21 protein-coding genes and 1 pseudogene are annotated in these 20,554 nt (G+C 72.9%); 16 read left to right on the forward strand and 6 right to left on the reverse strand.

Translation table 11 applies throughout. From position 1 onward, the window contains the following. The first annotated feature begins 64 nt into the window (after nt 1–64). Nucleotides 65–2,032: an ATP-binding SpoIIE family protein phosphatase gene (locus ACTWPP_RS37330; protein WP_443109152.1), complete on the forward strand. Its 1,968-nt coding sequence runs from the start codon at nt 65–67 to the stop codon at nt 2,030–2,032. Between the two features lie 23 nt (nt 2,033–2,055). Here ACTWPP_RS37330 and ACTWPP_RS37335 read toward each other — a convergent pair whose 3' ends face one another. From ACTWPP_RS37335 to ACTWPP_RS37350, 4 genes are all read right to left on the reverse strand, one after another. Beyond that, nucleotides 2,056–3,210, reverse strand: coding sequence for a hypothetical protein (locus tag ACTWPP_RS37335; protein WP_443109153.1), 1,155 nt, complete (start codon nt 3,208–3,210; stop codon nt 2,056–2,058). Next, nucleotides 3,201–4,052: a DUF4253 domain-containing protein gene (locus ACTWPP_RS37340; RefSeq protein ID WP_443109154.1), complete on the reverse strand. Its 852-nt coding sequence runs from the start codon at nt 4,050–4,052 to the stop codon at nt 3,201–3,203. The genes ACTWPP_RS37335 and ACTWPP_RS37340 overlap by 10 nt, the downstream gene beginning before the upstream one ends. A 115-nt stretch (nt 4,053–4,167) precedes the next feature. After that, nucleotides 4,168–4,338: a hypothetical protein gene (locus tag ACTWPP_RS37345; protein ID WP_443109155.1), complete on the reverse strand. Its 171-nt coding sequence runs from the start codon at nt 4,336–4,338 to the stop codon at nt 4,168–4,170. Nucleotides 4,339–4,378: 40 nt separating this feature from the next. Further along, a complete protein-coding gene (locus ACTWPP_RS37350) occupies nt 4,379–5,896 on the reverse strand; it encodes an ABC transporter permease (protein ID WP_443109156.1) in 1,518 nt (505 codons plus the stop codon). 49 nt (nt 5,897–5,945) lie between these two features. On the opposite strand from ACTWPP_RS37350, the gene ACTWPP_RS37355 reads away from it, so the two are divergent. The 5 genes and pseudogenes from ACTWPP_RS37355 (at nt 5,946) to ACTWPP_RS37375 (ending at nt 9,098) form a co-directional block, all read left to right on the forward strand. Beyond that, a complete protein-coding gene (locus tag ACTWPP_RS37355) occupies nt 5,946–6,803 on the forward strand; it encodes a sensor histidine kinase (protein WP_443109157.1) in 858 nt (285 codons plus the stop codon). After that, on the forward strand, nt 6,791–7,429 hold the full coding sequence (locus ACTWPP_RS37360; protein WP_443109158.1) for a LuxR C-terminal-related transcriptional regulator: 639 nt from the start codon (nt 6,791–6,793) through the stop codon (nt 7,427–7,429). The genes ACTWPP_RS37355 and ACTWPP_RS37360 overlap by 13 nt, the downstream gene beginning before the upstream one ends. Continuing rightward, complete coding sequence (locus ACTWPP_RS37365) at nt 7,426–7,881, forward strand: NUDIX hydrolase (RefSeq protein ID WP_443109159.1); 456 nt, start codon at nt 7,426–7,428, stop codon at nt 7,879–7,881. Before ACTWPP_RS37360 ends, ACTWPP_RS37365 begins: the two co-directional genes overlap by 4 nt. 40 nt (nt 7,882–7,921) lie before the next feature. After that, nucleotides 7,922–8,026: pseudogene (locus ACTWPP_RS37370) on the forward strand (hypothetical protein); the annotation flags it as partial. A 124-nt stretch (nt 8,027–8,150) separates the two neighbouring features. Further along, the gene (locus tag ACTWPP_RS37375) at nt 8,151–9,098 is read left to right on the forward strand and encodes a penicillin acylase family protein (protein ID WP_443109245.1); all 948 of its coding nucleotides are present in this window, start codon (nt 8,151–8,153) and stop codon (nt 9,096–9,098) included. Here the strand turns inward: ACTWPP_RS37375 and ACTWPP_RS37380 are convergent. Beyond that, nucleotides 9,088–9,756 carry a TetR/AcrR family transcriptional regulator gene (locus ACTWPP_RS37380; RefSeq protein ID WP_443109160.1) on the reverse strand — a complete coding sequence of 223 codons (669 nt, stop codon included), beginning with the start codon at nt 9,754–9,756 and terminating at the stop codon, nt 9,088–9,090. The genes ACTWPP_RS37375 and ACTWPP_RS37380 overlap by 11 nt on opposite strands. Before the next feature lie 75 nt (nt 9,757–9,831). On the opposite strand from ACTWPP_RS37380, the gene ACTWPP_RS37385 reads away from it, so the two are divergent. Then, nucleotides 9,832–11,409: an ABC-F family ATP-binding cassette domain-containing protein gene (locus ACTWPP_RS37385; protein WP_443109162.1), complete on the forward strand. Its 1,578-nt coding sequence runs from the start codon at nt 9,832–9,834 to the stop codon at nt 11,407–11,409. A gap of 451 nt (nt 11,410–11,860) precedes the next feature. Continuing rightward, the gene (locus ACTWPP_RS37390) at nt 11,861–12,724 is read left to right on the forward strand and encodes an alpha/beta hydrolase (protein ID WP_443109163.1); all 864 of its coding nucleotides are present in this window, start codon (nt 11,861–11,863) and stop codon (nt 12,722–12,724) included. On the opposite strand, the gene ACTWPP_RS37395 is transcribed toward ACTWPP_RS37390, so the two are convergent. Beyond that, nucleotides 12,725–13,651: a LysR substrate-binding domain-containing protein gene (locus ACTWPP_RS37395; protein ID WP_443109164.1), complete on the reverse strand. Its 927-nt coding sequence runs from the start codon at nt 13,649–13,651 to the stop codon at nt 12,725–12,727. It lies immediately after the preceding gene. A 109-nt stretch (nt 13,652–13,760) separates the two neighbouring features. Between ACTWPP_RS37395 and ACTWPP_RS37400 the strand changes: the two genes are divergently transcribed. From ACTWPP_RS37400 to ACTWPP_RS37435, 8 genes are all read left to right on the forward strand, one after another. Then, on the forward strand, nt 13,761–15,197 hold the full coding sequence (locus tag ACTWPP_RS37400) for a 2-hydroxymuconic semialdehyde dehydrogenase (protein WP_443109165.1): 1,437 nt from the start codon (nt 13,761–13,763) through the stop codon (nt 15,195–15,197). Nucleotides 15,198–15,208: 11 nt separating this feature from the next. Then, entirely contained in the window at nt 15,209–15,997 is a 789-nt protein-coding gene (locus ACTWPP_RS37405; protein WP_443109166.1) for a 2-keto-4-pentenoate hydratase, read from the forward strand. Then, nucleotides 15,997–16,740, forward strand: coding sequence for a 2-keto-4-pentenoate hydratase (locus ACTWPP_RS37410; RefSeq protein WP_443109167.1), 744 nt, complete (start codon nt 15,997–15,999; stop codon nt 16,738–16,740). The genes ACTWPP_RS37405 and ACTWPP_RS37410 overlap by 1 nt, the downstream gene beginning before the upstream one ends. Further along, nucleotides 16,737–17,198 (forward strand): RidA family protein, encoded by a 462-nt coding sequence (locus ACTWPP_RS37415; RefSeq protein WP_443109168.1) that lies wholly within the window; start codon nt 16,737–16,739, stop codon nt 17,196–17,198. The genes ACTWPP_RS37410 and ACTWPP_RS37415 overlap by 4 nt, the downstream gene beginning before the upstream one ends. Beyond that, nucleotides 17,195–17,767 (forward strand): 3-hydroxyanthranilate 3,4-dioxygenase, encoded by a 573-nt coding sequence (locus tag ACTWPP_RS37420; RefSeq protein ID WP_443109169.1) that lies wholly within the window; start codon nt 17,195–17,197, stop codon nt 17,765–17,767. Before ACTWPP_RS37415 ends, ACTWPP_RS37420 begins: the two co-directional genes overlap by 4 nt. 25 nt (nt 17,768–17,792) lie before the next feature. Further along, the gene (locus tag ACTWPP_RS37425; RefSeq protein WP_443109170.1) at nt 17,793–18,839 is read left to right on the forward strand and encodes an amidohydrolase family protein; all 1,047 of its coding nucleotides are present in this window, start codon (nt 17,793–17,795) and stop codon (nt 18,837–18,839) included. Continuing rightward, on the forward strand, nt 18,836–20,101 hold the full coding sequence (gene kynU / locus ACTWPP_RS37430; protein ID WP_443109171.1) for a kynureninase: 1,266 nt from the start codon (nt 18,836–18,838) through the stop codon (nt 20,099–20,101). The genes ACTWPP_RS37425 and kynU overlap by 4 nt, the downstream gene beginning before the upstream one ends. Before the next feature lie 193 nt (nt 20,102–20,294). Next, nucleotides 20,295–20,498: a cold-shock protein gene (locus ACTWPP_RS37435; protein ID WP_131974991.1), complete on the forward strand. Its 204-nt coding sequence runs from the start codon at nt 20,295–20,297 to the stop codon at nt 20,496–20,498. Nucleotides 20,499–20,554: the final 56 nt, after the last annotated feature.

Here is a 20,554-nt window from a genome sequence, read left to right on the forward strand (position 1 = left end):
ATCGTGCGCCGCGATGTCCCATAATCGAGCGATGGAGTCGTCCACCCGAATTCTGATTCTCGGCATGGATTCGTCGGGCAGAATACTCCAGTTCGACCGAAACGCCGCCGCCGTTCTCGCCCCCAAGGGCGACGACCTGCAGGGCGCCGACCTCGACGAGGTGATCCCCGGCGCGCGGGAGCCGCTGCTGGAGGCGATCAAGGCCGGGCGGGAGCGCACCGCGATGCTCGCCGTGGAGAACCCGGAGGGCGGCACGCTCGACGCGGTCGTCACCGTCCACCCCATGAGCGGCGCCGCGCCCGACGTCGTGGCGCTCGCCGTCGTCCGGGTGCCGGTGCCGCTCGCCGACCGGTTCGTCGACCCCGCCGTGATCCGCAGGGCGCTGCTGGACGACGCGCTCCCTCGGATCGGCTCCACCCTCGACCTCGAAATGCTGGCGCGCGGCCTGATGGACGTGCTCGTCCCGCACTTCTGCAACTCCGGCGCCCTGCTCCTGCTGGAGAGCCACATCGACGCGGACGAGCCGCCGGACGGCCCCGACGGCCCGCAGATGCGCCGCATGGCGATCGGGTTCGACGACGACGACCCGGCCTGGGACGCGACGTTCCCCACGGGCGAGTCCCTCGTCTACCCGGAGGGCACCCCGCACGCGCTGTGCATGGGGTCGGGCGAGCCGGTGCTGCGCGCCCTCGGCGGCGAGGGCGCCTCCAAGCTCGCGGTCGCCTGGCGCCGTCCGCCGGTCGCCGACCTGCTCAAGGGCGCCTCGATGCTGCTGCTGCCGATCGCGTCCGCGGCGGGCGTGCTCGGGTTCTTCGTCTGCACCCGCAACGTCGCCCACCGCCCGTTCGACGCCTACGACGTCGAGATCGGGATGGAGTTCGCCAACCGGGCGTCCATCTTCATCGAGAGCGCCCGGCAGTACTCGCGGGAACGCGCCACCGCCCTCACCCTCCAGCGCAGCCTCCTGCCGACCGGGCTGTCGGCGCCGTCGCCCGTCGAGGTGCACCACCGCTACCTGCCGGGCAGCCGCCTCATCGAGGTCGGCGGCGACTGGTACGAGTCGATCGCGCTGCCCGGCGCGCGGGTCGCGCTGGTCGTCGGGGACGTGGCCGGGCACGGCGTGAAGGCCGCCGTCACCATGGGGCGGCTCCGCACCGCCATCCACACCCTCGCCGGGCTCGAACTGCCGCCCGCCGAGGCCCTCGAACGGCTCGACTCGCTGATGCGGACCCTCGGCGAGCGGGAGCCGCACTTCGCCACCTGCGCCTACGTCGTCTACGACGCGGTCAGCGGCCGGTGCGAGGTCGCCAGCGCCGGGCATCTGCCGCCCCTGCTCGCCCCGCCCGGCAGCGACTCGGAGTACCTGCCGGTACCGCCCGCGCCGCCGCTCGGCGTCGGCGGCGACGGCCCCATCGTCAGCCGCGAGTTCACCGTCGAGGACGGCACGCTGCTGTTCCTCTACACCGACGGGCTGGTGGAGAACCGGGCCCGCGACATCGACGACGGGCTGGCGCGGCTGAAGGCCACCTTCGGCCCCGGCGCCGCCGCCCGCCCGCTGGAGGACCTGTGCCAGGCGGCGCTCGACGGCGTCTACGACGACCAGCACCGCGACGACATCGCGATGCTCGTGGCCCGGCTGGCGCGCATCCCCGCCGACCACCACGCCACCTGGGAGCTGCCCGCCGAACCCGCCGCCGTCCGCCGGGCCCGCGGCCTCATCCGCGACCGCCTCGCCCGCTGGGACCTGGACGACATGGCCCACTCCACGATGCTGCTGGCGTCGGAGCTGGTCACCAACGCCATCCGGCACGCGGGCGGGCGGATCACGCTGCGGCTGGTGCGGGAGGGCGGCCTGGTCTGCGAGGTCTTCGACTCCTCCGACGGCCGTCCCCGGATCCGCCACCACGACGACGAGGACGACATGACCGAGTCGGGCCGGGGCCTGCACGTCGTGGGGCGGCTGGCGCAGCGCTGGGGCGTGCGCCGCACCGTCGGCGGCAAGGTCGTCTGGTGCGAGCAGGACCTGCACTGACCCGCCGCCCCGGACGGGGCAGGTCAGCGCAGCACCGAGATGTGAATGTGGTCGTAGTGGTTCTGCGTGAGGCTCCCGCGGTCCCGCATCAGGCGCCAGCCTCCGCCGCGCACGTTCCAGATGTGCTGCTTCCAGATGACGTAGGAGATCCCGAGCCGCCGCGCGTTCTCGACGGCGTACCGCGCGACCTGGTCGCCGTGCCGCAGCGCGCCGGCGCTCGGCCTGCGCCCGCCGGTGCTCTCCATGAAGTCGCAGGCGCGGCCGTCGCCGTGGTCCTGCGGGTCGGCGGTGGACCGGTAGCAGCCGATCACCGGGAACGGCCCGAACAGCCTGGCGATCTCCAGCACCAGGGCGCGCATCGTCGGCGTCATCCTGTTGCCGGTGATCGGGGTCGACTCGCCCGTCACCCCGTCCGGCCGTCCGGTCAGCCGCGGGCGTCCCTTCCGCTCGGCGGTCCGGGCGGGGGTCCGCGGCGGCGTCAGCGTCGCCACCTTCGTGCCGCGCGGCAGGACCTTCCGCAGCCGCGCCGCGAGCTTGCCGGTGTCGGTCTTCGGGGCGCTGATGACCAGGCCGTTCCCGTCCGGCATGCCGAGCGCCCTGGCCTGCTTGCGGGACACGACCGCGTCGATGTCGCCGATGCCCATCGAGGCGTAGGCGCCGACGCGCACCCGGCCGGAGCGTTCGCTGCTGCCCGCGGGCACCACCGCGCCGAGCGCCAGCGCCCCGTCGCGGCCCTGCTCGAAGGAGACGGCCAGGCCGCCGGACGCGATCGTCTGCCACAGCTGGTCGGATTCGGCCGTCGCCTCCGGCGCGAACGCCCGGAACTTCGACGGGTCCACGCCGAGCAGCCCCATGCGGCGCCCGCCGACCCTGGCCCGCGCCGCGTCCACGACCGTGACCCCGGCGACGCCCTTGAGGCCCTTGGCGCGCTCCACGGCACGGGGCGGCAGCGAGGACGTCCCCGCGACCAGCAGGTTCGGTGTGTAACGGCGGGTCAGCGGCGCGACCGCCGGGGCGCGCGGCGCCGAGCCCCGGTCGACCGACACCAGGTCCTCCGCCTGAGGGGTCCCCTCACCGACCTGCCCCGTGAGGAGGACCGTCACGTCGGCCGCCAGCGTCAGCGCGACGGCCGCCGCGACGATGGCGGGCGGCTTCCTCCCGCGCGCGGTCAGTCCCACCAGAAGGACCAGTTGGTCTTGCCGCGGATCTCCTCGGCGTAGCCGGCGAGGCTACCGGGGCCCTGGAACAGGATGTCGGGGCAGAACGTCCAGTGCTCGGCCGCGACGTGGACGGCGTGCCGGGTGGTGACCGGCGGCGCGGCGACGCTGACCTCAAGGGTGTTGAACCCGAGCCCGACGACGCGGGCGCCGAAGCGTTCCTCCCAGCTCCGCAGGACGGCGGCGAGCGGCGCCGTCCACTCGTTGTGGTTGAGGGCGCCCTGCCAGCCGGTGACGGCGAGGGCGTCGGCGCCCCGGTCCACCGCGACCAGGCCGAGCGACATGCCCCGCCCGGCGAGCACGCGGGCGAGCCTGTCGGCCACGGCGCCGGGGTCGTCGAGCGGGACGCCGGGCGGTGCCGGGCCCGGGCAGTGCCGCCCGAAGGGGGCGAGGTCGTCGAGGTCCTCGTCGGCCGCCTGCTCCGCCCAGTCGGCCCACACCTCGGACATGAACGCGTGGGGATGGTAGTTGCCGATCTCGTTCGCCGGTTCGGGCGCGATCTGGCCGGAGGCCCAGGGCTGGTCGCTCTCGTCCATCAGCAGCGGCCAGAGGCCCGACCGGGGATGCTCGGCGCGGAGCCCGCTCCACAGCTCCCCGTGGACGGGCTCGTCGCTCAGCCAGAACGCGGGGCGCATGAGCAGCCGCCGCTGCGGATAACCGGGATCGGGCCACACCAGGTCGCCCTCGGGGAGCGGCACCGACAGCGCCCGCTCGGCGGTGCCGCCGTCCCCGTCGCCGTCGACGCCGTCGTCGAACAGCCGCGGCAGATCGCCCGGCAGGTGCCGGACCTCCACATCATCCATTTCACGCCGTTCCGGTACAGAGCATGCCAGTGGCGATCGTAACGGCGGCGGGGGCGCCCTGGGGGATGAGACGTGCGGTTCGGTCGTCCCGGTCAGGCGTCCGATCGTCGGGATCTCACTGCTCGCGGCGGCGCCGGAGCACGTAGTCGATCACGATGGCGATCACGGCGACGCCGGTGACCGCGCTGACGGTGATTCCGATCCAGCCGTCCCGCACGATCGCGTTCGACAGGACGTTGACGGCGATGAGAATGCCGACCAGGGTCCAGCGGGTCGAGTTGCTCATGGTTGCGCCTTTCAGTGAAGAGTGGACGGGAAGAGGGAGTTCAGGAGAGGTTGGGAGGGGTGCGCCTGCGGAGCACGGCCCGTGCCGGCAGCAGGATCGCGGCGACGACGACCCGGCCGACGAAGCCCTGGAGCCGGATCTCCCGCGACAGGCCGGCGCCGAACTCCTCCGGTCCGACCACGCGGGTGCCCGCGTACGCGGCGGTGACGGAGCCCAGATCGGCGTTCCCGCGGACGAGGACGTGATCGTCCAGGGGCGACGGGGAGTGGGCGGCGACCAGGTCGCGGGGGAGCAGCACGTCGCCGAAGCCGAGGCCCCGGTCGTACACGGCGACCACGCGTGCCTCGATCTTCGCGACCGCAGGTTCTCCTCGCCCAGCTCCTCGACCGGCATGATCACGCTGGTGCGCTTGACGGGCGTCGCGGCGGTCACGCCCGGCGTGCGGCGCACCGCCTCGGCGACGGTCCGCGGAAGCCCCGGACCGGCCGCGACGACGACCCGGTCGGCGCGGTCGCCGTCCTCCGCCTGCACCTGCGTCGCGTGGGCGACGGTGGTCTGCGCGAACAGCTGGACGCCCGGCGAACGCGACGGCCAGGGCGACCGGCGTGATGAGCGACCCCGCGCGCAGCGCGGCGGCGCCCGCCGCGTGCCGGGCCATCCGCCCGGCCACCGGTGACACGGCCCGGGCCGCGCCGCCCAGGACCCGGTTGCCGAGCCGGGCCACCAGCGGCCCCAGCAGCGCCGTCGCGATGATGAGTGCGATGACCAGGCCGCCGGCCGACGCGCTCGCGGTCGGACCGGTGGCGGTGACCGAGAACCCGAGCGCGTTCAGGCCGACGACCAGGAACGCCACGCCGGTGATCACACGCCATCGGGGAAGGCCCGCGGGCTCGGCGGCGGCCTCGCCCAGCGCCTCCACCGGGCGGATCCCCGACACCCGCGGCGAGGCGAGGAACGCGGTCGCGACGGCGGCGAGGAGCGTGACCGCGAACGCGGCCAGCGCCGGCAGCGGGCTGAGCGACAGGCCGAAACCGTCCGGCAGGACGTCCTCGCGGACCATCGCGGCGTGCATCCCCGCGCCGAGCCCGACGGACAGGACACCGCCGGCGAGGGCGGCCGCCGCCCCGATCTTCGCCGTCTCGCGGACGAGACGTCCCCGTACCTGCCCCGGCGTCGCACCCACCGCCCGGAGCAGCGCGAACTCACGCGCCCGTTCCCGGACCGACAGGACGATCAGGCCGCCGACGACCACGAGCATGGTCATCACCGCCACGCCGCCGAGCGAGGCGGCGACCTCCACGATGTCGGGCCGCGCCGCGGCGACGCGCAGGTCCTCGGCGTCGCCGCGCACCGCCCCGGCCGCCACGGTGAGGCCGGGCACCGCCTCGCGGAGGGCGTCCTCGTCCACCTTCCCGCCGCCGAGGACCGCAAGAGCGTCGGCCTGGCCCGGGTGCCCGTACAGGGCCGCGGCGGTCGCCGCGGTGAAGAACGCCGCGCCGGGGCCGTCCCCGACGACGCCGGTGACCCGGTAGGGCCGGGGCTTCGCGTCGACCTGCAACCGGACCGTCCCGCCGGGGCGGACGCCGGCCGGGCAGCTGGTCGGCGCTTTGCGGACGGGCCTGCCCGCGATGCTGGGGCTCGTCCCGCTGACGGCCTTCCTGGCTCTGATGTGGATCGCCCTGCCGTGGCTCCCGTCGGCCGTGAAGCCGCTGCGTGCGCTCGCCAACGCCGAACGGCGCCGGGCAGGCCGGATCCTCGGCCGCGAGATCCCCGAGCCGTACCGGCCGCCGCTCGGCGAGGGCCTGCGGGAGGCGCGCCGGCTGGCGCGGTCGCCGGTCACCTGGCGCGACGCCGCCTGGATGGCGGTGCACGGGCTCACCGGCCTGCAGGCCCAGCTCGTCGCCGCCGCACTGCGCCTCGGGCTCGCCGACCGCCGCTTCGAAGCCGACCCGGACGCGGCGCGCAAGCTGTTCCTGGAGGCCAGGGAGGGCGTCGAGGAGGCGCTCACCCAGTTGCGGACGGTGATCCGCGGCATCTACCCGCCGATCCTGTCCGACCGGGGTCTGGCCGGGGCGCTGGGCGCCCTCGCCGCCGGGCAGCCGATCCCCATCGAGCTGGACGTCGACATGGACGGCGAGGACCGGGACGGCGCGGACATCGGCGGCGCGGCGGGCGGGAGGGCGCCCGCCGCCGTCGAGGCCGCCGCCTACTTCGTCGTCGCCGAGGCCCTCACCAACGTCGCCAAGCACAGCGGCGCCCGGCACGGACGGGTCACGGTCCGCCGCGAACCCGCCCGGCTGACGATCACGGTGCGGGATGATGGCAAGGGCGGGGCCGACCCGGACCGGGGCAGCGGCCTCGCGGGCATCCGCCGCCGGGTGGCCGCGCTCGACGGGGCCGCCCGCATCGACAGCCCCGACGGGAGAGGGACGACGCTCACAGTGGACCTGCCGTGCGGATCGTGATCGCCGAGGACAACGTGCTCCTCCGCGAGGGGCTCGTCATGCTGCTGAACTCGGACGGGCACGAGGTCGTCGCCGTCGCGGGCGAGGGCCCCGACGTGCTGCCCGCGCTCCTGGAGCACCGCCCGGACGCCGCCGTCCTCGACGTCCGGCTGCCGCCGGGGTTCCGCGACGAGGGGCTGCGCGCCGCCGTCGAGGCCCGCAAGCGGCTCCCCGGCCTGCCGCTGCTGGTCCTGTCGCAGTACGTCGAGGAGACCTACGCCGCCGAGCTGCTCGCGGGCGGCGCGGAAGGCATCGGCTACCTGCTCAAGGACCGCGTCGGGCGCGTCGACGAGTTCCTGGACGCCCTGGCCCGCGTCGCCGCCGGCGGCACCGCCCTCGACCCCGAGGTCGTCTCCCAGCTGATGACGTCCCGCCGGGACCCGCCGCGGGCCCTCACACCCCGCGAACGCGAGGTCCTCGGCCTGATGGCGCAGGGCCTCGACAACGCCACCATCGCGTCCACCCTCGTCATCACCGAGCGGTCGGTCAGCAAGCACATCGGCGCCGTGTTCGCCAAGCTCGGCCTTCCGCACACCGACAGCGGGCACCGCCGCGTGCTCGCCGTCCTGGCCTACCTGAATTCGTGAGCGGGACCGTCCGGGTCCGGCGCGCCGTCCGGGCGCTGCTGCTGGACGGCGGCGCGCTCGTCCTGATCCGGCGCACCCGCCCGGGCCGCCCCGTCTACTGGACGACCCCCGGCGGCAAGATCGAACCCACGGACGCGAGCCCCGAGGCGGCGCTGCGACGCGAACTGGACGAGGAGCTGGGCGCCACCGCCGGGCCCGTCCGCCAGGTCTTCGCGTGCGGGGAGCAGAGCCCCGGCCTGTACCGCCTCAACACCTTCTACGTGTGCCGCCTGACCTCGATGGACCTGTCCCGCAGACACGGTCCCGAATTCGACGACCCCGGCAACGGCCGCTACGACGTCGACCATGTGACCTGCACGTCCGCGGGCCTGGCGTCCATCGACCTCATCCCGGAGACGCTCGCCGCCTACCTCCACGACCACGCCGCCGACCTCCCCGGCCTGCTGCCGTAGCGGCCCGCGGGGGCTTGCCAGAGCCGCCGGCGCCGCGAACGTGCGCCTCGCCAACACCTCACTCGCCCTGAGCAAGGCCCGCACCACCGACGACGCCGTCCGCGCGCTCAAGCGGACCCAAGGTCTGCCCTGGGTCAACACCATCGCCGCCGACTCGCGAGGCACGGCCCTCTTCGCCCAGATCCAGGTGCTGCCCAACGCCACCGACGAGTTCGCGGACCGCTGCAACACCCTCCTCGGCCACCTGACGTTCCGCCAGGCTGGCGATCCTGGACGGCACCCGATCGTCCTGCGCGCCGGGCAAGGCCCCCGGAACCGTCCAGCCGGGCATCCTCGACCCGGACCGCTACCCGGTGCTGAACCGCGCCGACTACGTCACGAACTCCAACGACAGCTACTGGCTGTCGAACCCCGAGAAGCCGCTGACCGGCTACGACCGCATCATCGGCGACGAGAACGCGACCCGCAGCCTGCGCACCCGCAGCGGCCTCGTCGCCGTCCGGGACCAGCTCGGCAAGAGCGGGTTCACCCGGGCCGACATGCAGAACCTCGTCTTCGCCAACCGCAGCCACGCGGGCGAACTCGCCGCCGGCGGCACCGTGAGGATGTGCCGCGACATGCGCCTCGGCGAACCCTGCGACGTCCTCGCCGAGTGGGACGGGACGGCCGGCACCGGCAGCCGCGGGGCCCTCCTGTTCGACCGCTACTGGCGCAGGACCACCGCCGCATGGGACCTGTGGAGGACACCGTTCGACGCCTCCGACCCGGTCAACACGCCGCGCGACTTCAACACCGGCTCCTGGGCGGCCCGCAGGGCCCTGATCGACGCGGCCGACGAACTGCGGAAGTCGAACATCCCCCTCGACGCGCCCCTCGGCGACCACCAGTACGTCAACCGCGACGCCGAGAAGATCCCGATCGGCGGCGGCACCGAGGACCTCGGCATCCTCAACAAGATCGAGGCCACGTGGACGCCCGGCAAGGGCTACACCGAGGTCACGACCGGTTCCAGCTACGTCCAGGTGGTCTCCTTCGACGGCGACCGCTGCCCGGACACCCGGACGCTGATGACGTACTCGCAGTCCGCCGACCCGACGTCCCCGCACTACGCCGACCAGACCCGCCTCTTCTCCCAGAAGCGCTGGGTCATCGGGAGATTCTGCCCCCGAGAGATCGGCAAGGCCCCCGGACTGAAGATCATCGAACTCAAGGGCTGACTCGGGCCAACCCGTCCAGCAGGCACTCCAGCCCGCGGACGAACGCGGCATCCCACTCGACCCCGCTCAGATGACCGTGCGCGGCGAGATTCGGATACCGGTCACGGTTGCGTGAGAGATGCTCCTCGGCGGCCTTCTGCGCCGCCGGTTCATCGTCGCGCTGCGCCCCGACCTCCATGAGCGCCGAGCCGATGACGTAGTTCGCGACCGCGTACGCCGCGCCGGCCAGCTGCGGGCCGGTCAGCCCTGTCACGGCAAGAACGCCGTATAGGAAATCTGTGCGGGCCATGACGTTGGGGCCCAGGAGCGGCCGTCCGCCCAGAACCGCCGCCGACCATGGGTGGTTGAGCATCGCGGCCCGCCAGCCCGACATCAGCGTGATCACGTCGCCGCGCCAGTCCGGCCCCGCCCCATCAGGCGTCGGGACGTCGCCGAAGATGGCGTCGAGAGCCAGTTCCAGCACGTCGTCCTTCGTCTTGACGTGCCAGTACAGGGTCGTGGACCCGGTGCCGAGACGCTCGGCGAGCCGCCGCATCGTCAACCGCCCGATGCCCTCCTCGTCCAGCAGTGCCACGGCCTCGTCGACGATGCGTTCCCGCGTCAGGGGCGGCGCCTCCCGCCGCGGACGTTCCCGCCGCAGCCACACGCTCTCGGTCATGCGCCCGAGGCTAGTACATTAGACGAGCACTAGACCAATGATCCGGTCACTCGAACAACGTACGGGAAGGACCGTATGGGACACATCGAGGTGAGCCGCCTGACCTACGCGCTCCCCGACGGCCGGCTCCTCCTGGACGACGTGTCGTTCCGCGTCGGCGAAGGCGCGAAGGCGGCACTCGTCGGCCCCAACGGCGCGGGCAAGACGACATTGCTGCGGCTGATCGCGGGTGACGTCCGGCCGGCGGAAGGCGTCGTGACGGGCTCCGGCGGCCTCGGCGTCATGCGCCAGTTCATCGGCGGCGTCCGCGACGGACGGACCGTCCACGACCTCCTGCTCTCGGTGGCCCCCGGGCGCGTGCAGCGCGCCGCGGAACGACTCGCGGAAACCGAACGCGACCTGGACGACGCCGAACGCAGCCAGCTCGCCTACGCCCGAGCCATCACCGACTACACCGACGCCGGCGGATACGACATCGAGGTCGTCTGGGACACCTGCGCCACAGCGGCGCTGGGCCTCCCTTTCGACGAGGTGAAGACCCGCGGGGTGGACACCCTGTCGGGCGGAGAGCAGAAACGCCTCGTCCTTGAGGCACTCCTACGCGGCCCGGACGAGGTCCTCCTGCTGGACGAACCCGACAACTACCTGGACGTTCCCGCCAAGGAATGGCTGGCCGGGAAACTGCGGGCCACGAGCAAGACCGTCCTGCTGGTATCCCATGACCGGCAACTGCTCGCGGACACCGCCGACCGCATCGTCACGGTGGAATCGCGGGACGTCTGGGTACACGGCGGCGGCTTCACGGGCTACGCACAGGCCCGCCGCGACCGCGCCGAACGCCTCCACGAACTGCGCCGGCGCTGGGACGAGGAGCACACGCGTCTCAGGCAACTCGTCCACACACTCCGCCAACGCGCCGCCAACAACGACGCGGTCGCCTCCTCCTACCAGGCCGCCCGCACCCGCCTGCAACGCTTCGAGGAGGCAGGACCACCGCAGAGCGCCCCGAAAGAACAGAACGTGCGAATGCGCCTGCGCGGCGGCCGTACCGGAAAACGCGCGCTCATCTGCGAGTCGCTGGAACTGACCGGCATGACGCGGCCTTTCGACACCGAGATCTGGTACGGCGAACGCGTTGCGGTACTGGGCTCGAACGGCTCCGGCAAATCAACGTTCCTGCGCCTGTTGGCCGGCGGCGGCGTACCGTACAACGGCGCATTCCGCCTCGGCGCCCGAGTCGTCCCCGGCCACTTCGTTCAGACCCATGCACGCCCGGACCTGCATGCCCGCACACCCGCGCAGATCGTCATGTCGGAGAACGCACTGACCCGCAACGACGCCATGGCCTCCCTCGCCCGCTACGAACTGGCCCCCGCCGCGTCCCGCCCGTTCGAGACCCTGTCGGGCGGCCAGCAGGCCCGCCTGCAGATCCTCCTGCTGGAACTGTCGGGCGCGACCCTCCTCCTGCTGGACGAACCCACCGACAACCTCGACCTCGTCAGCGCCGAAGCCCTCCAGGAGGGCCTGGCCTCCTACTCGGGAACGGTCCTCGCCGTCACCCACGACCGCTGGTTCGCCACCGACTTCGACCGCTACCTGAACTTCACCTCCACCGGCCACGTCCACGAGTCACCCGAGCCCCTCTGGAAATGACTCGCGGTCGGCGGGACCGCCCCGGTCAACGGCATCGGCGAGACGACGTCCACTTGCCCAGGCGGGCCGGTAACCGGCCCGGCACGACGGGCGGGGCTCATCCGGTGCCCGGCTCATGCTGCCGGGGACCACCGGCGTCCCGGCCGGCACGGACCGGGCCGTATGTCGATCACCATGGGCCCGCCCTCGAACGACGCCCACGGGATCCATCGGGGGTGGATGAAAAGGGAGGCGTCGTCGAGGTCCCAGGTGTCCTCCCAGTTGTCGATCCGCTCCGGCCACTCGTCTTATGGCTGTGCGGTAGCGTACGACTCCCCTTTCAGGTGCTGGGCACCATTGCGCGGCGGGCGGCGGGCGAGCATGGGGAGGGCGTGCTGATGGAATCTCTTGAGCTGTTGGACCGGTACGACCGGCAGGTTGGCGACGGCGGACGATGACACCGGAGGGGTCCGTGGACGACTGGCCGGGCAGTGAGTTGAGCGACGAGGAACTGGACGTCGCCTACAACGTGCGGCGCAAGGCCGGGCCCGAGCTGTTCGAGCGGCATATGATCCGCTACCGCGCCGAGTCGGAGCAGGCGGTCGCGGGGCTCCCCGGGCATGCCGGGGTCGTCTACGACGAACCGAGCGGGGAGCGCCTGGACGTCTGGGGCGTGGACGGCGAGGGGCTGCGGCCGGTGTTCGTCTTCCTGCACGGCGGTTACTGGATGGCGTTGTCGCGGGCCGAGTCGTCGTTCATGGCACGGGGACTCCACGAGCAGGGAATCGCGACCGTGGTGCCCGACTACACGCTCGCCCCGAAGGCGACGCTGGAGGAGATCGTCCGGCAGGTGCGGGCGGCGGTCGCGTGGGTGTACCGGCGCGGGCGTGAGCACGGGCTGGATCCGGAGCGGATCGTGGTCGGGGGCAGTTCGGCGGGCGGGCATCTGACCGGGATGACGATGGTCGGCGGGTGGCAGGGGCCCCTCGGGCTTCCGGGGGACGTCGTCAAGGCCGCGATGCCGATCAGCGGGTTGTTCGACATCCGGCCGATCACCCGCACGTACGTCAACCGGTACGTCCGTCTGGACCTGGAGAGGGCGGCGGCGTTGAGCCCGGCGTTGCTGCCGTCCGATCACCGGTGCCCGGCGCTGCTCGTCGTCGCGGAGAACGACGGGGACGGTTTTCTGACGCAGTCACGGCTGTTCCACCCGCACTGGGACGCGAGTGATCTGATGGTGGTGCCCGGCCGCGATCACTTCGACGTCGTCCTCGATCTGGGCGACGGGGAGTCCAGCACCGGCAGGGCGCTCGCCGATCTCGTCCGTTCCGTGTGATCAGGAGGTGAGTTCGGCCGCCTCGTGGTGGAGGTGGTCGAGCATCAGCCGGGCGGACGGGGTCGGGGCGCGGCCGGCGGGGAGCGTGACGCCCACCTGGCGGCGGACGGTTTCCAGCGGCACGGGCAGGGGAGTGATGTCGGCGTCGGTGCGGGCCACCAGTTCGGGGAGGGCGGCGATCATGTCGGTGTCGCGGACCAGGGTGCGGACGGTCAGGACCGAGGTGCACTCGACCAGGTCGCCCGGCAGGACGAGGCCCTCCGCGCGGAACACCTGCTCCAGTTCCGAGCGCAGCGCGGTCTGCTCCAGGGGCAGCACCCACGGGTAGTCGAGGAGGTCGGCGAGGTTGAGGGACGGGCGGCGGCGGGCCGGATGGCCGCGGCGGGCGACCAGCAGGACGGGTTCGCCGTAGAGGGTGATCTGGCGGAGGCCGCGCAGGTCGTCGATGGGGTTGAGGCGCCCGAGGATCAGGTCGATCTCGCCGTCGAGGAGGCGCGGGACCTGCGCGTCGAACGTGGCCTCCTGGACGATCACCGTGATGCCGGGACGGTCCTTCTTGAGGGCGGCGATCGCGCGGGGGAGCAGGACGTTGGAGCCGGCGAGGAGCGTGCCGATGGTGACGGTGCCGACCTCGCCGTCCGCGAGGCCGGTGATGCGCTCGCCCGCGCGGCGCAGTTCGGCCAGGACGGCGCGGGCGTGCTCGATGAACACGTCCCCGAACATCGTCGGTGTGACGCCGCGCGGGCCGCGGGTGAACAGTTCGACGCCGAGGACGTTCTCCGCTTCGCGCAGGCTGCGCGTCACGGCGGGCTGCGCCAGGTGCAGGTGCTCGGCGGCCCGCAGGACGCTGCCCTGGTCGGCGATGGCGACGACGAGCACGAGGTGCCGGAGCTTCAGCCGTCCGTTGAGCAGGTCGATCGCGCGCATGGCCACTTACTATCACAGGTTCGTGATACCTCCATGGTTGATTGGTATTTGCCAGGCATAGCTTGTGGGGCGGAGGATCGAAGGCGTCGAGCCATGCCGGGAGGGACGGATGAAGGCTGAGCACTACGTCGGCGGGGTCTTCCGTTCGGACGGGACGTCGTTCCCGCTCATCGCCCCGGGCGACGGCTCCGAGCTGGGCGCCGTCCCGGAGGCCACGCGGGAGGTCGCGGACGACGCCGTGAACGCGGCGCGGGCCGCGCTGAAGGGGCCCTGGGGGACGATGGGCGCCCGGGAGCGGGTCGCCGCGCTGAGGTCCGTCGCCGACGGGATCGAGGCGCGGTTCGAGGAGTTCGTCGACGCCGAGGTCGCCGACACCGGCAGGTCCCGGGAGTTCGCGTCGACCGTTGACGTCCCGAGAGCGGTGGGCAACTTCCGCGCGTACGCCGACCTGCTGTACGGGCGCCCCGAACGGGCCTACATGACGCAGATCCCCGGCTGGAGCTCCGGGGCGGGGGAGGCGCTCAACTACACGGTGCGGCGGCCGCTGGGCGTGGTGGCGGTCATCTCGCCGTGGAACCTTCCGCTGCTGCTGTCGACGTGGAAGATCGCCCCGGCGCTGGCGTGCGGCAACACCGTCGTGCTCAAGCCGTCCGAGGAGACGCCGTCGACGGCGACGCTGCTGGCCCGGGTTATCGATGACGCCGGGCTCCCGGACGGTGTGTTCAACCTGGTGCACGGGCATGGCGCGGGCGCGGCGGGCGAGTTCCTCACCGGGCATCCGGGCGTGGACGCGATCGCGTTCACCGGGGAGTCCGCCACCGGCGCCGCGATCATGCGCAGCGCCGCCGACCACGTCACGCCCGTGTCGTTCGAGCTGGGCGGCAAGAACCCGGCGCTCGTCTTCGCCGACGCCGACATCGACGCCGCCGTGGACGGGACGGTCCGGTCGTCGTTCACCCATTCCGGGCAGATCTGCCTGTGCACCGAGCGCGTCTACGTCGAGCGGCCGGTCTTCGACGAGTTCGTCGAGAGGCTGGGCGGACGCGTGAAGGCCCTCGACGGGTACGGGCCGATGATTTCGGCGGAGCACCGCGACAAGGTCCTGTCGTACTACCGGCTCGCCCGCGAGGAGGGCGCCACGGTCGTCGCGGGCGGCGGCGCACCGGAGTTCGGCGACGAGAGGGACGGCGGCTTCTACGTCGAGCCCACCGTCCTGACCGGGCTTCCGGAAACGGCCCGCACGGTAAGGGAAGAGATCTTCGGGCCGGTCTGCCACGTCGCGCCGTTCGACACCGAGGACGAGGCCCTCGCCTTCGCCAACGACAGCCCCTACGGGCTCGCCTCGACGGTGTGGACGCGTGACCTGTCCAGGGCGCACCGGGTGGCGCCACGAATCGAAACGGGAATCGTCTGGGTGAACTGCTGGAATCTGCGCGACCTTCGCACCCCGTTCGGCGGTGTGAAAGCGTCCGGGATCGGGCGTGAAGGGGGAGAGTACTCCTTGGACTTCTTCTCCGAGCCCGTCAACGTGTGCATCCAGATTTGAAAGCGAGTCCCGTGACCACCGACAACATCGACGCCGCCGCCGGGCGGCTCCTGGGCGCCTACGCGTCCGGCGCGCCCTGCCAGCCCGTTCGCGACCTGATCACGACGGCGGACGACGCGTACGCCGTGCAGGACCGGGTGACCGAGCGGTGGCTGGGCGAGGGCCGCCGCCTCGCCGGACGCAAGATCGGCCTGACGTCGCGGGCCGTGCAGGCGCAGATCGGCGTGGACAGCCCCGACTTCGGGATGCTGTTCGCCGACATGGCCGTCCCGGACGGGGAGGAGATCCCCGCGGGCGCGGTGCTGCAGCCGCGCGCCGAGGCCGAGGTCGCGCTCGTGCTGGAGCACGACCTGACCCACGAGCGGCACACCGTCGCCGACGTGATCCGCGCGACGGCGTTCGCGCTGCCCGCCATCGAGGTCGTCGGCAGCCGGGTCCGCGACTGGGACATCACGCTCGCCGACACCGTCGCCGACAACGCCTCGTCCGGCATGTACGCGCTGGGCAACCGCCCCGTCCTCCTCGAAAACGTGGACCTGCGCCTCTGCGGGATGGTCATGGAGCGGCGCGGGGAGCAGGTCTCCACCGGCAACGGCGCGGCCTGCCTCGGGCATCCGCTGAACGCGGCGCTGTGGCTCGCCGACACGCTCGCCCGCGTCGGGCGTCCGCTGCGGGCGGGGGACACCGTGCTGACCGGTGCGCTCGGCCCGGTGGTCCCGGCCGTCCCGGGCGACGTGTTCGAGGCCCGCATCGATGGCCTGGGCGATGTCCGCGTCGCGTTCGGCAAGGAGGAGGCGTGATGGTGGACGTGAACGGGCTCGCGACGATGCTGGACGATGCCGCCCGGGACGTCCGGGCCATTCCGAAGCTGACCGACGCGACGCCCCTCGACGTGGCGACGGCGTACGCGGTGCAGCGCGCCGGGATCGAGCGGCGGCGCCGGAGGGGCGAGCGGCTCGCCGGGGTGAAGATGGGTTTCACCAGCCGGGCCAAGATGGTGCAGATGGGCGTGGACGACGTCATCTGGGGCCTGCTCACCGACGGGATGCTCGCCGAGTCGTCCGTGGACGTCTCGCGGCTCGTCCATCCGCGGATCGAGCCGGAGATCGCCTACCTGATCGGGCGGCAGGTCCGGTCGGCCGCGGAGGCCGAGTCGGCCGTCGCCGGCGTCGCGGTCGGGTTCGAGGTCCTCGACTCGCGGTACGCCGGCTTCGAGTTCACGCTCCCGGACGTGATCGCCGACAACGCGTCGGCGGCGCGGTTCGGGTTCGGGGCCTGGCACGCGCCCCGCGACGTGTCGAACGTGGGACTGCTGCTGGAGATCGACGGGCGTCCGGTGCAGACGGGCTCGTCCGCCGCGATCCTGGGGGACCCGGCGCGGTCGCTGCGGGCGGCGGCGCGGCTCGCGCTCGGCGCGGGCATGAAGCTCGAACCCGGCTGGATCGTCCTTGCGGGCGCGGCGACGGCGGCCGTGCCGCTCCCGAAGGACGCGCACGTCCGCGTCACCGGAGCCGGGCTCGGCGGAGTGGAGGTGACGACATGATGGGCGACGCGATCCTCGTCGAGGGCAAGGCCGCGCCGCGCGGACGGTTCCCGCACGTCAAGCGGGCCGGCGACCTCGTGTTCGTGTCGGGGACGAGCTCGCGCCGCCCCGACGGGACGTTCGCCGGGGCGAGCGCCGACGCGATGGGCGTCACCGACCTCGACATCCGGGCGCAGACCCGCGCCGTCATCGACAACATCGGCGACCTCCTCGGCGCGGCCGGGGGAGGGCTGGCCGACATCGTCAACGTCACCACGTACCTGGTGAGCATGAACGACTTCGGCGGGTACAACGAGGTCTACGGAGAGTACTTCGACGAGACCGGCCCGGCCCGCACCACCGTCGCCGTCCACCAGCTCCCGCATCCGCACCTGCTCATCGAGATCTCGTGCGTGGCGCACATCCCCGTGAACCGCACACCCGACAAGCGCACAGCCCGTGAGGAGGCCGGAGCATGACCCTGCCCCAGCTGTCGTTCGGAACGCCGTTCAACTTCGAGTCCTGGATCGACGAGCACCGTGACCTGCTCAAACCGCCGGTCGGCAACGTCCAGGTGTTCGAGGAGGCCGGCCTGATCATCATGGTGGTCGGCGGCCCCAACCAGCGGACCGACTTCCACGACGACCCCACCGAGGAGTTCTTCTACCAGCTCAGAGGCAACATGGTGCTGCGCGTCATGGAGGAGGAGGGCAGCCCGCCGACCGACCTGCAGATCAACGAGGGCGACGTCTTCCTGCTGCCGCCGCACGTGCGGCACTCGCCGCAGCGGCCGGAGGCCGGGTCGATCGGGCTCGTCGTGGAGATCCCGAGGCCGGAGGGGCTGAGGGAGGCGTTCGAGTGGTACTGCACCGAGTGCCACCACCTCGTCCGCCGCGCCGAACTGCAGGTCCGCTCGATCGTGGACGACCTGCCCCCCGCGTTCCAGGGCTTCTACGACAGCGACCGCAAGTGCCCGAACTGCGGCGCCGTCCACCCGGGCAAGCAGTGGCCCCAGACCATGACCCCGACCACGGCCCCCCGTGTCTGACGAACCCGTGCCCGATGGAGGCCCCGTGACCGTCATCGACGTCCACGCCCACGTGTTCCCTCGCCTGACCCGCGCCGAGGGCCGCGTGCTCGCCGACGCGGCGGAGCCGTGGCTGCGCGTCGACGGCGGCGGCACCGGCGCGATGATGTGCGGGGACGAGGAGTACCGGCCGGTCGGGGAGGCGCTGTGGGAGCCCGCCCGGCGGCTCGCCGACATGGACGCCGCCGGCGTCGACGCCCAGGCGGTGTCGTCCACCCCGCTGATGTTCGGGTACGCGGCCGAGCCGTCCCGCGCCGCCGACTGGTGCGACCTGGTGAACGATCGCATCCTCGCGTTCTGCGCGGACGCGCCGGACCGGCTGCTGCCGCTGTGCCAGGTGCCGCTGCAGGACCCGGCGCTCGCCTGCGAGGTCGCGACGCGGGCGGCGGCGGCCGGGCACCGCGGCGTGCACATCGGCAACCATGTCGGCGACCGCAACCTCGACGACGACGGGATCACCGCGTTCCTCGCGCACTGCGCCCGGCTGGGGCTGCCGGTCCTGGCGCACCCGTGGGACATGCTGGGCGCGGGCCGGATGCGCGGCCACATGCTGCCGTGGCTGTCCGGGATGCCCGCCGAGACGCAGCTGAGCATCCTCGGGCTGATGCTGTCCGGGGCGTTCGAGCGGATCCCGGCGTCGCTGCGGCTGTGCTTCTGCCACGGCGGCGGAAGCTTCGCGTTCCTGCTCGGGCGGGCCGACAACGCCTGGCACCGGCGCGACATCGTCCGCGCCGACTCGCCGCGCCCGCCGTCGGAGTACGTCGACCGGTTCCACGTCGACTCCGCCGTGTTCGACCCGCGCGCGCTGCGGCTGCTCGTCGACGTGATGGGCGCGGCGCGGGTGATGCTCGGCACCGATTACCCGTTTCCGCTGGGCGAGGAGGAGCCGGGCGCGACGATCCGGGCGTGCCCCGGGCTGGACGCCGCCGAGCGCGCCCTGCTGCTCGGCGGCAACGCGCGGTCCTTCTTCGCCCGGGCCCAGGTCCCGGCGCAGGCACCGGCGGGCCCGGCCGTCGCCGGGACGACGCCATGAGCAAGGACGCCGTGAGGGCCGGAGACGAGGCGCGGCGGCTCGACGAGAACGATCCGCTGCCGACGCTGCGCGGCGAGTTCCTCGTCCCGCCCGCCCCGGGCGGGACGTTCGAGGAGGCGGCGTACTTCGCCGGCAACTCCCTCGGGCTCCAGCCGAAGAGCGTGGCCGGACGCCTCCGCGAGGAACTGGACGACTGGGCGCGGCTCGCCGTGGAGGCCCACACGGAGGGCCGCCGACCCTGGGTGGACTACCACGAGCTGCTGCGCGAGCCCGCGGCCCGCCTCGTCGGCGCGCTGCCGCACGAGGTCGTCGCGATGAACTCGCTGACGGTCAACCTGCACCTGATGATGGCGAGCTTCTACCGGCCCGCCGGGACGCGCACCCGCATCGTCATCGAGGACTCGGCGTTCCCGTCCGACTCCTACGCCGTCGCCAGCCAGGCCGTCCACCACGGGCTCGACCCGGCCGGGACGGTGGTGCGGCTCAGGCCCCGCCCCGGCGAGGACAACCTGCGCACCGAGGACGTCCTCGCCTTCCTCGAACGCGACGGCGGCACGGTCGCGCTCCTCATGCTCGGGGGCGTCAACTACCTGACCGGCCAGCTGATGGACATGGCCGCGATCACCAAGGCGGGCCGCGCCGCCGGGGCGGTCGTCGGCTGGGACCTCGCGCACGCCGCCGGGAACGTTCCGCTGCGCCTGCACGACTGGGACGTCGACTTCGCCGCCTGGTGCACCTACAAGTACATGAACAGCGGTCCCGGCGCGGTCGCCGGATGCTTCGTCCACGAGCGGCACGTCCGGGACGCGTCGGTGCCGAGACTGTCGGGCTGGTGGGGCACCGACCCGGCCGTCCGGTTCCGGATGGAGCCCGACATCGCCCCGCCCGCCTCCGCCGACGCGTGGCAGCTGTCCAACCCGCCCATCCTGGCCCTCGCCCCGGTCCTGGCCTCCCTGGAAATCTTCGACCGGGTCGGGATGGACGCCCTGCGCGCCAAGAGCGAGCGGCTCACCGGCTACCTGGCGTCCCGGCTCGCGGAGACCGGCGCCCCGATCATCACCCCGGCGGACCCGGCGGCGCGCGGCGCCCAGCTGTCGCTGCGGGTGGACGACGCGGGCGGGCTGGTCCGGCGGCTCGCCGAGACGCACGGCGTGGTCGCCGACGCCCGCGAGCCCGACGTCATCCGGCTCGCGCCCGTCCCGCTCTACTGCACCTACCACGACTGCCACCGCGCCGCCGAAGCCATCGAAGATCTTCTTTAGGAGTGTCGGTGCATGGGGCGGCCCGGCATCGGGTAGGTTCGGGGGCGTTGCACGATGGCGCCCGGTCAGGCCGGCCGGGCACCAGGCAGTCTCGAAGCGTTTTCTCCGGGTGACCGGCGGACGTGAGATGAGTCCGCTTGCAGCCCGGTCCGCCGCCCGGCGGGCCGGTGAGTTTCACCCGAAGGGAAAGACCATGGCCGAAGGCACCGTGAAGTGGTTCAACTCCGAGAAGGGCTTCGGGTTCATCGCGCCCGACGGCGGCGGCCCGGACGTGTTCGTCCACTACTCGGCGATCGCCACCAACGGCTACCGCAGCCTGGACGAGAACCAGCGCGTCTCGTTCGAGATCACCCAGGGCCAGAAGGGCCCGCAGGCCGAGGGCGTCTCGCCGCTCTAACCTGCACCGGCGTGGTCTGACACGCGCTTCGGGCCGGGGACGTTCACCGTCCCCGG

It is taken from the genome of Actinomadura sp. 3N407 (assembly GCF_052245875.1).
Classification (GTDB): domain Bacteria; phylum Actinomycetota; class Actinomycetes; order Streptosporangiales; family Streptosporangiaceae; genus Spirillospora.

Bases quoted from the DNA above. Each gene is read 5' to 3' on its own strand.
- ACTWPP_RS37330 (WP_443109152.1), top strand. From the start codon at position 65: ATGGATTCGTCGGGCAGAATACTCCAGTTCGACCGAAACGCCGCCGCC.
- ACTWPP_RS37340 (WP_443109154.1), bottom strand. From the start codon at position 4,052: ATGGATGATGTGGAGGTCCGGCACCTGCCGGGCGATCTGCCGCGGCTG.
- ACTWPP_RS37345 (WP_443109155.1), bottom strand. From the start codon at position 4,338: ATGAGCAACTCGACCCGCTGGACCCTGGTCGGCATTCTCATCGCCGTC.
- ACTWPP_RS37380 (WP_443109160.1), bottom strand. From the start codon at position 9,756: ATGACCGAGAGCGTGTGGCTGCGGCGGGAACGTCCGCGGCGGGAGGCG.
- ACTWPP_RS37385 (WP_443109162.1), top strand. From the start codon at position 9,832: ATGGGACACATCGAGGTGAGCCGCCTGACCTACGCGCTCCCCGACGGC.
- ACTWPP_RS37395 (WP_443109164.1), bottom strand. From the start codon at position 13,651: ATGCGCGCGATCGACCTGCTCAACGGACGGCTGAAGCTCCGGCACCTC.
- ACTWPP_RS37400 (WP_443109165.1), top strand. From the start codon at position 13,761: ATGAAGGCTGAGCACTACGTCGGCGGGGTCTTCCGTTCGGACGGGACG.
- ACTWPP_RS37410 (WP_443109167.1), top strand. From the start codon at position 15,997: ATGGTGGACGTGAACGGGCTCGCGACGATGCTGGACGATGCCGCCCGG.
- ACTWPP_RS37415 (WP_443109168.1), top strand. From the start codon at position 16,737: ATGATGGGCGACGCGATCCTCGTCGAGGGCAAGGCCGCGCCGCGCGGA.
- ACTWPP_RS37420 (WP_443109169.1), top strand. From the start codon at position 17,195: ATGACCCTGCCCCAGCTGTCGTTCGGAACGCCGTTCAACTTCGAGTCC.
- kynU (WP_443109171.1), top strand. From the start codon at position 18,836: ATGAGCAAGGACGCCGTGAGGGCCGGAGACGAGGCGCGGCGGCTCGAC.
- ACTWPP_RS37435 (WP_131974991.1), top strand. From the start codon at position 20,295: ATGGCCGAAGGCACCGTGAAGTGGTTCAACTCCGAGAAGGGCTTCGGG.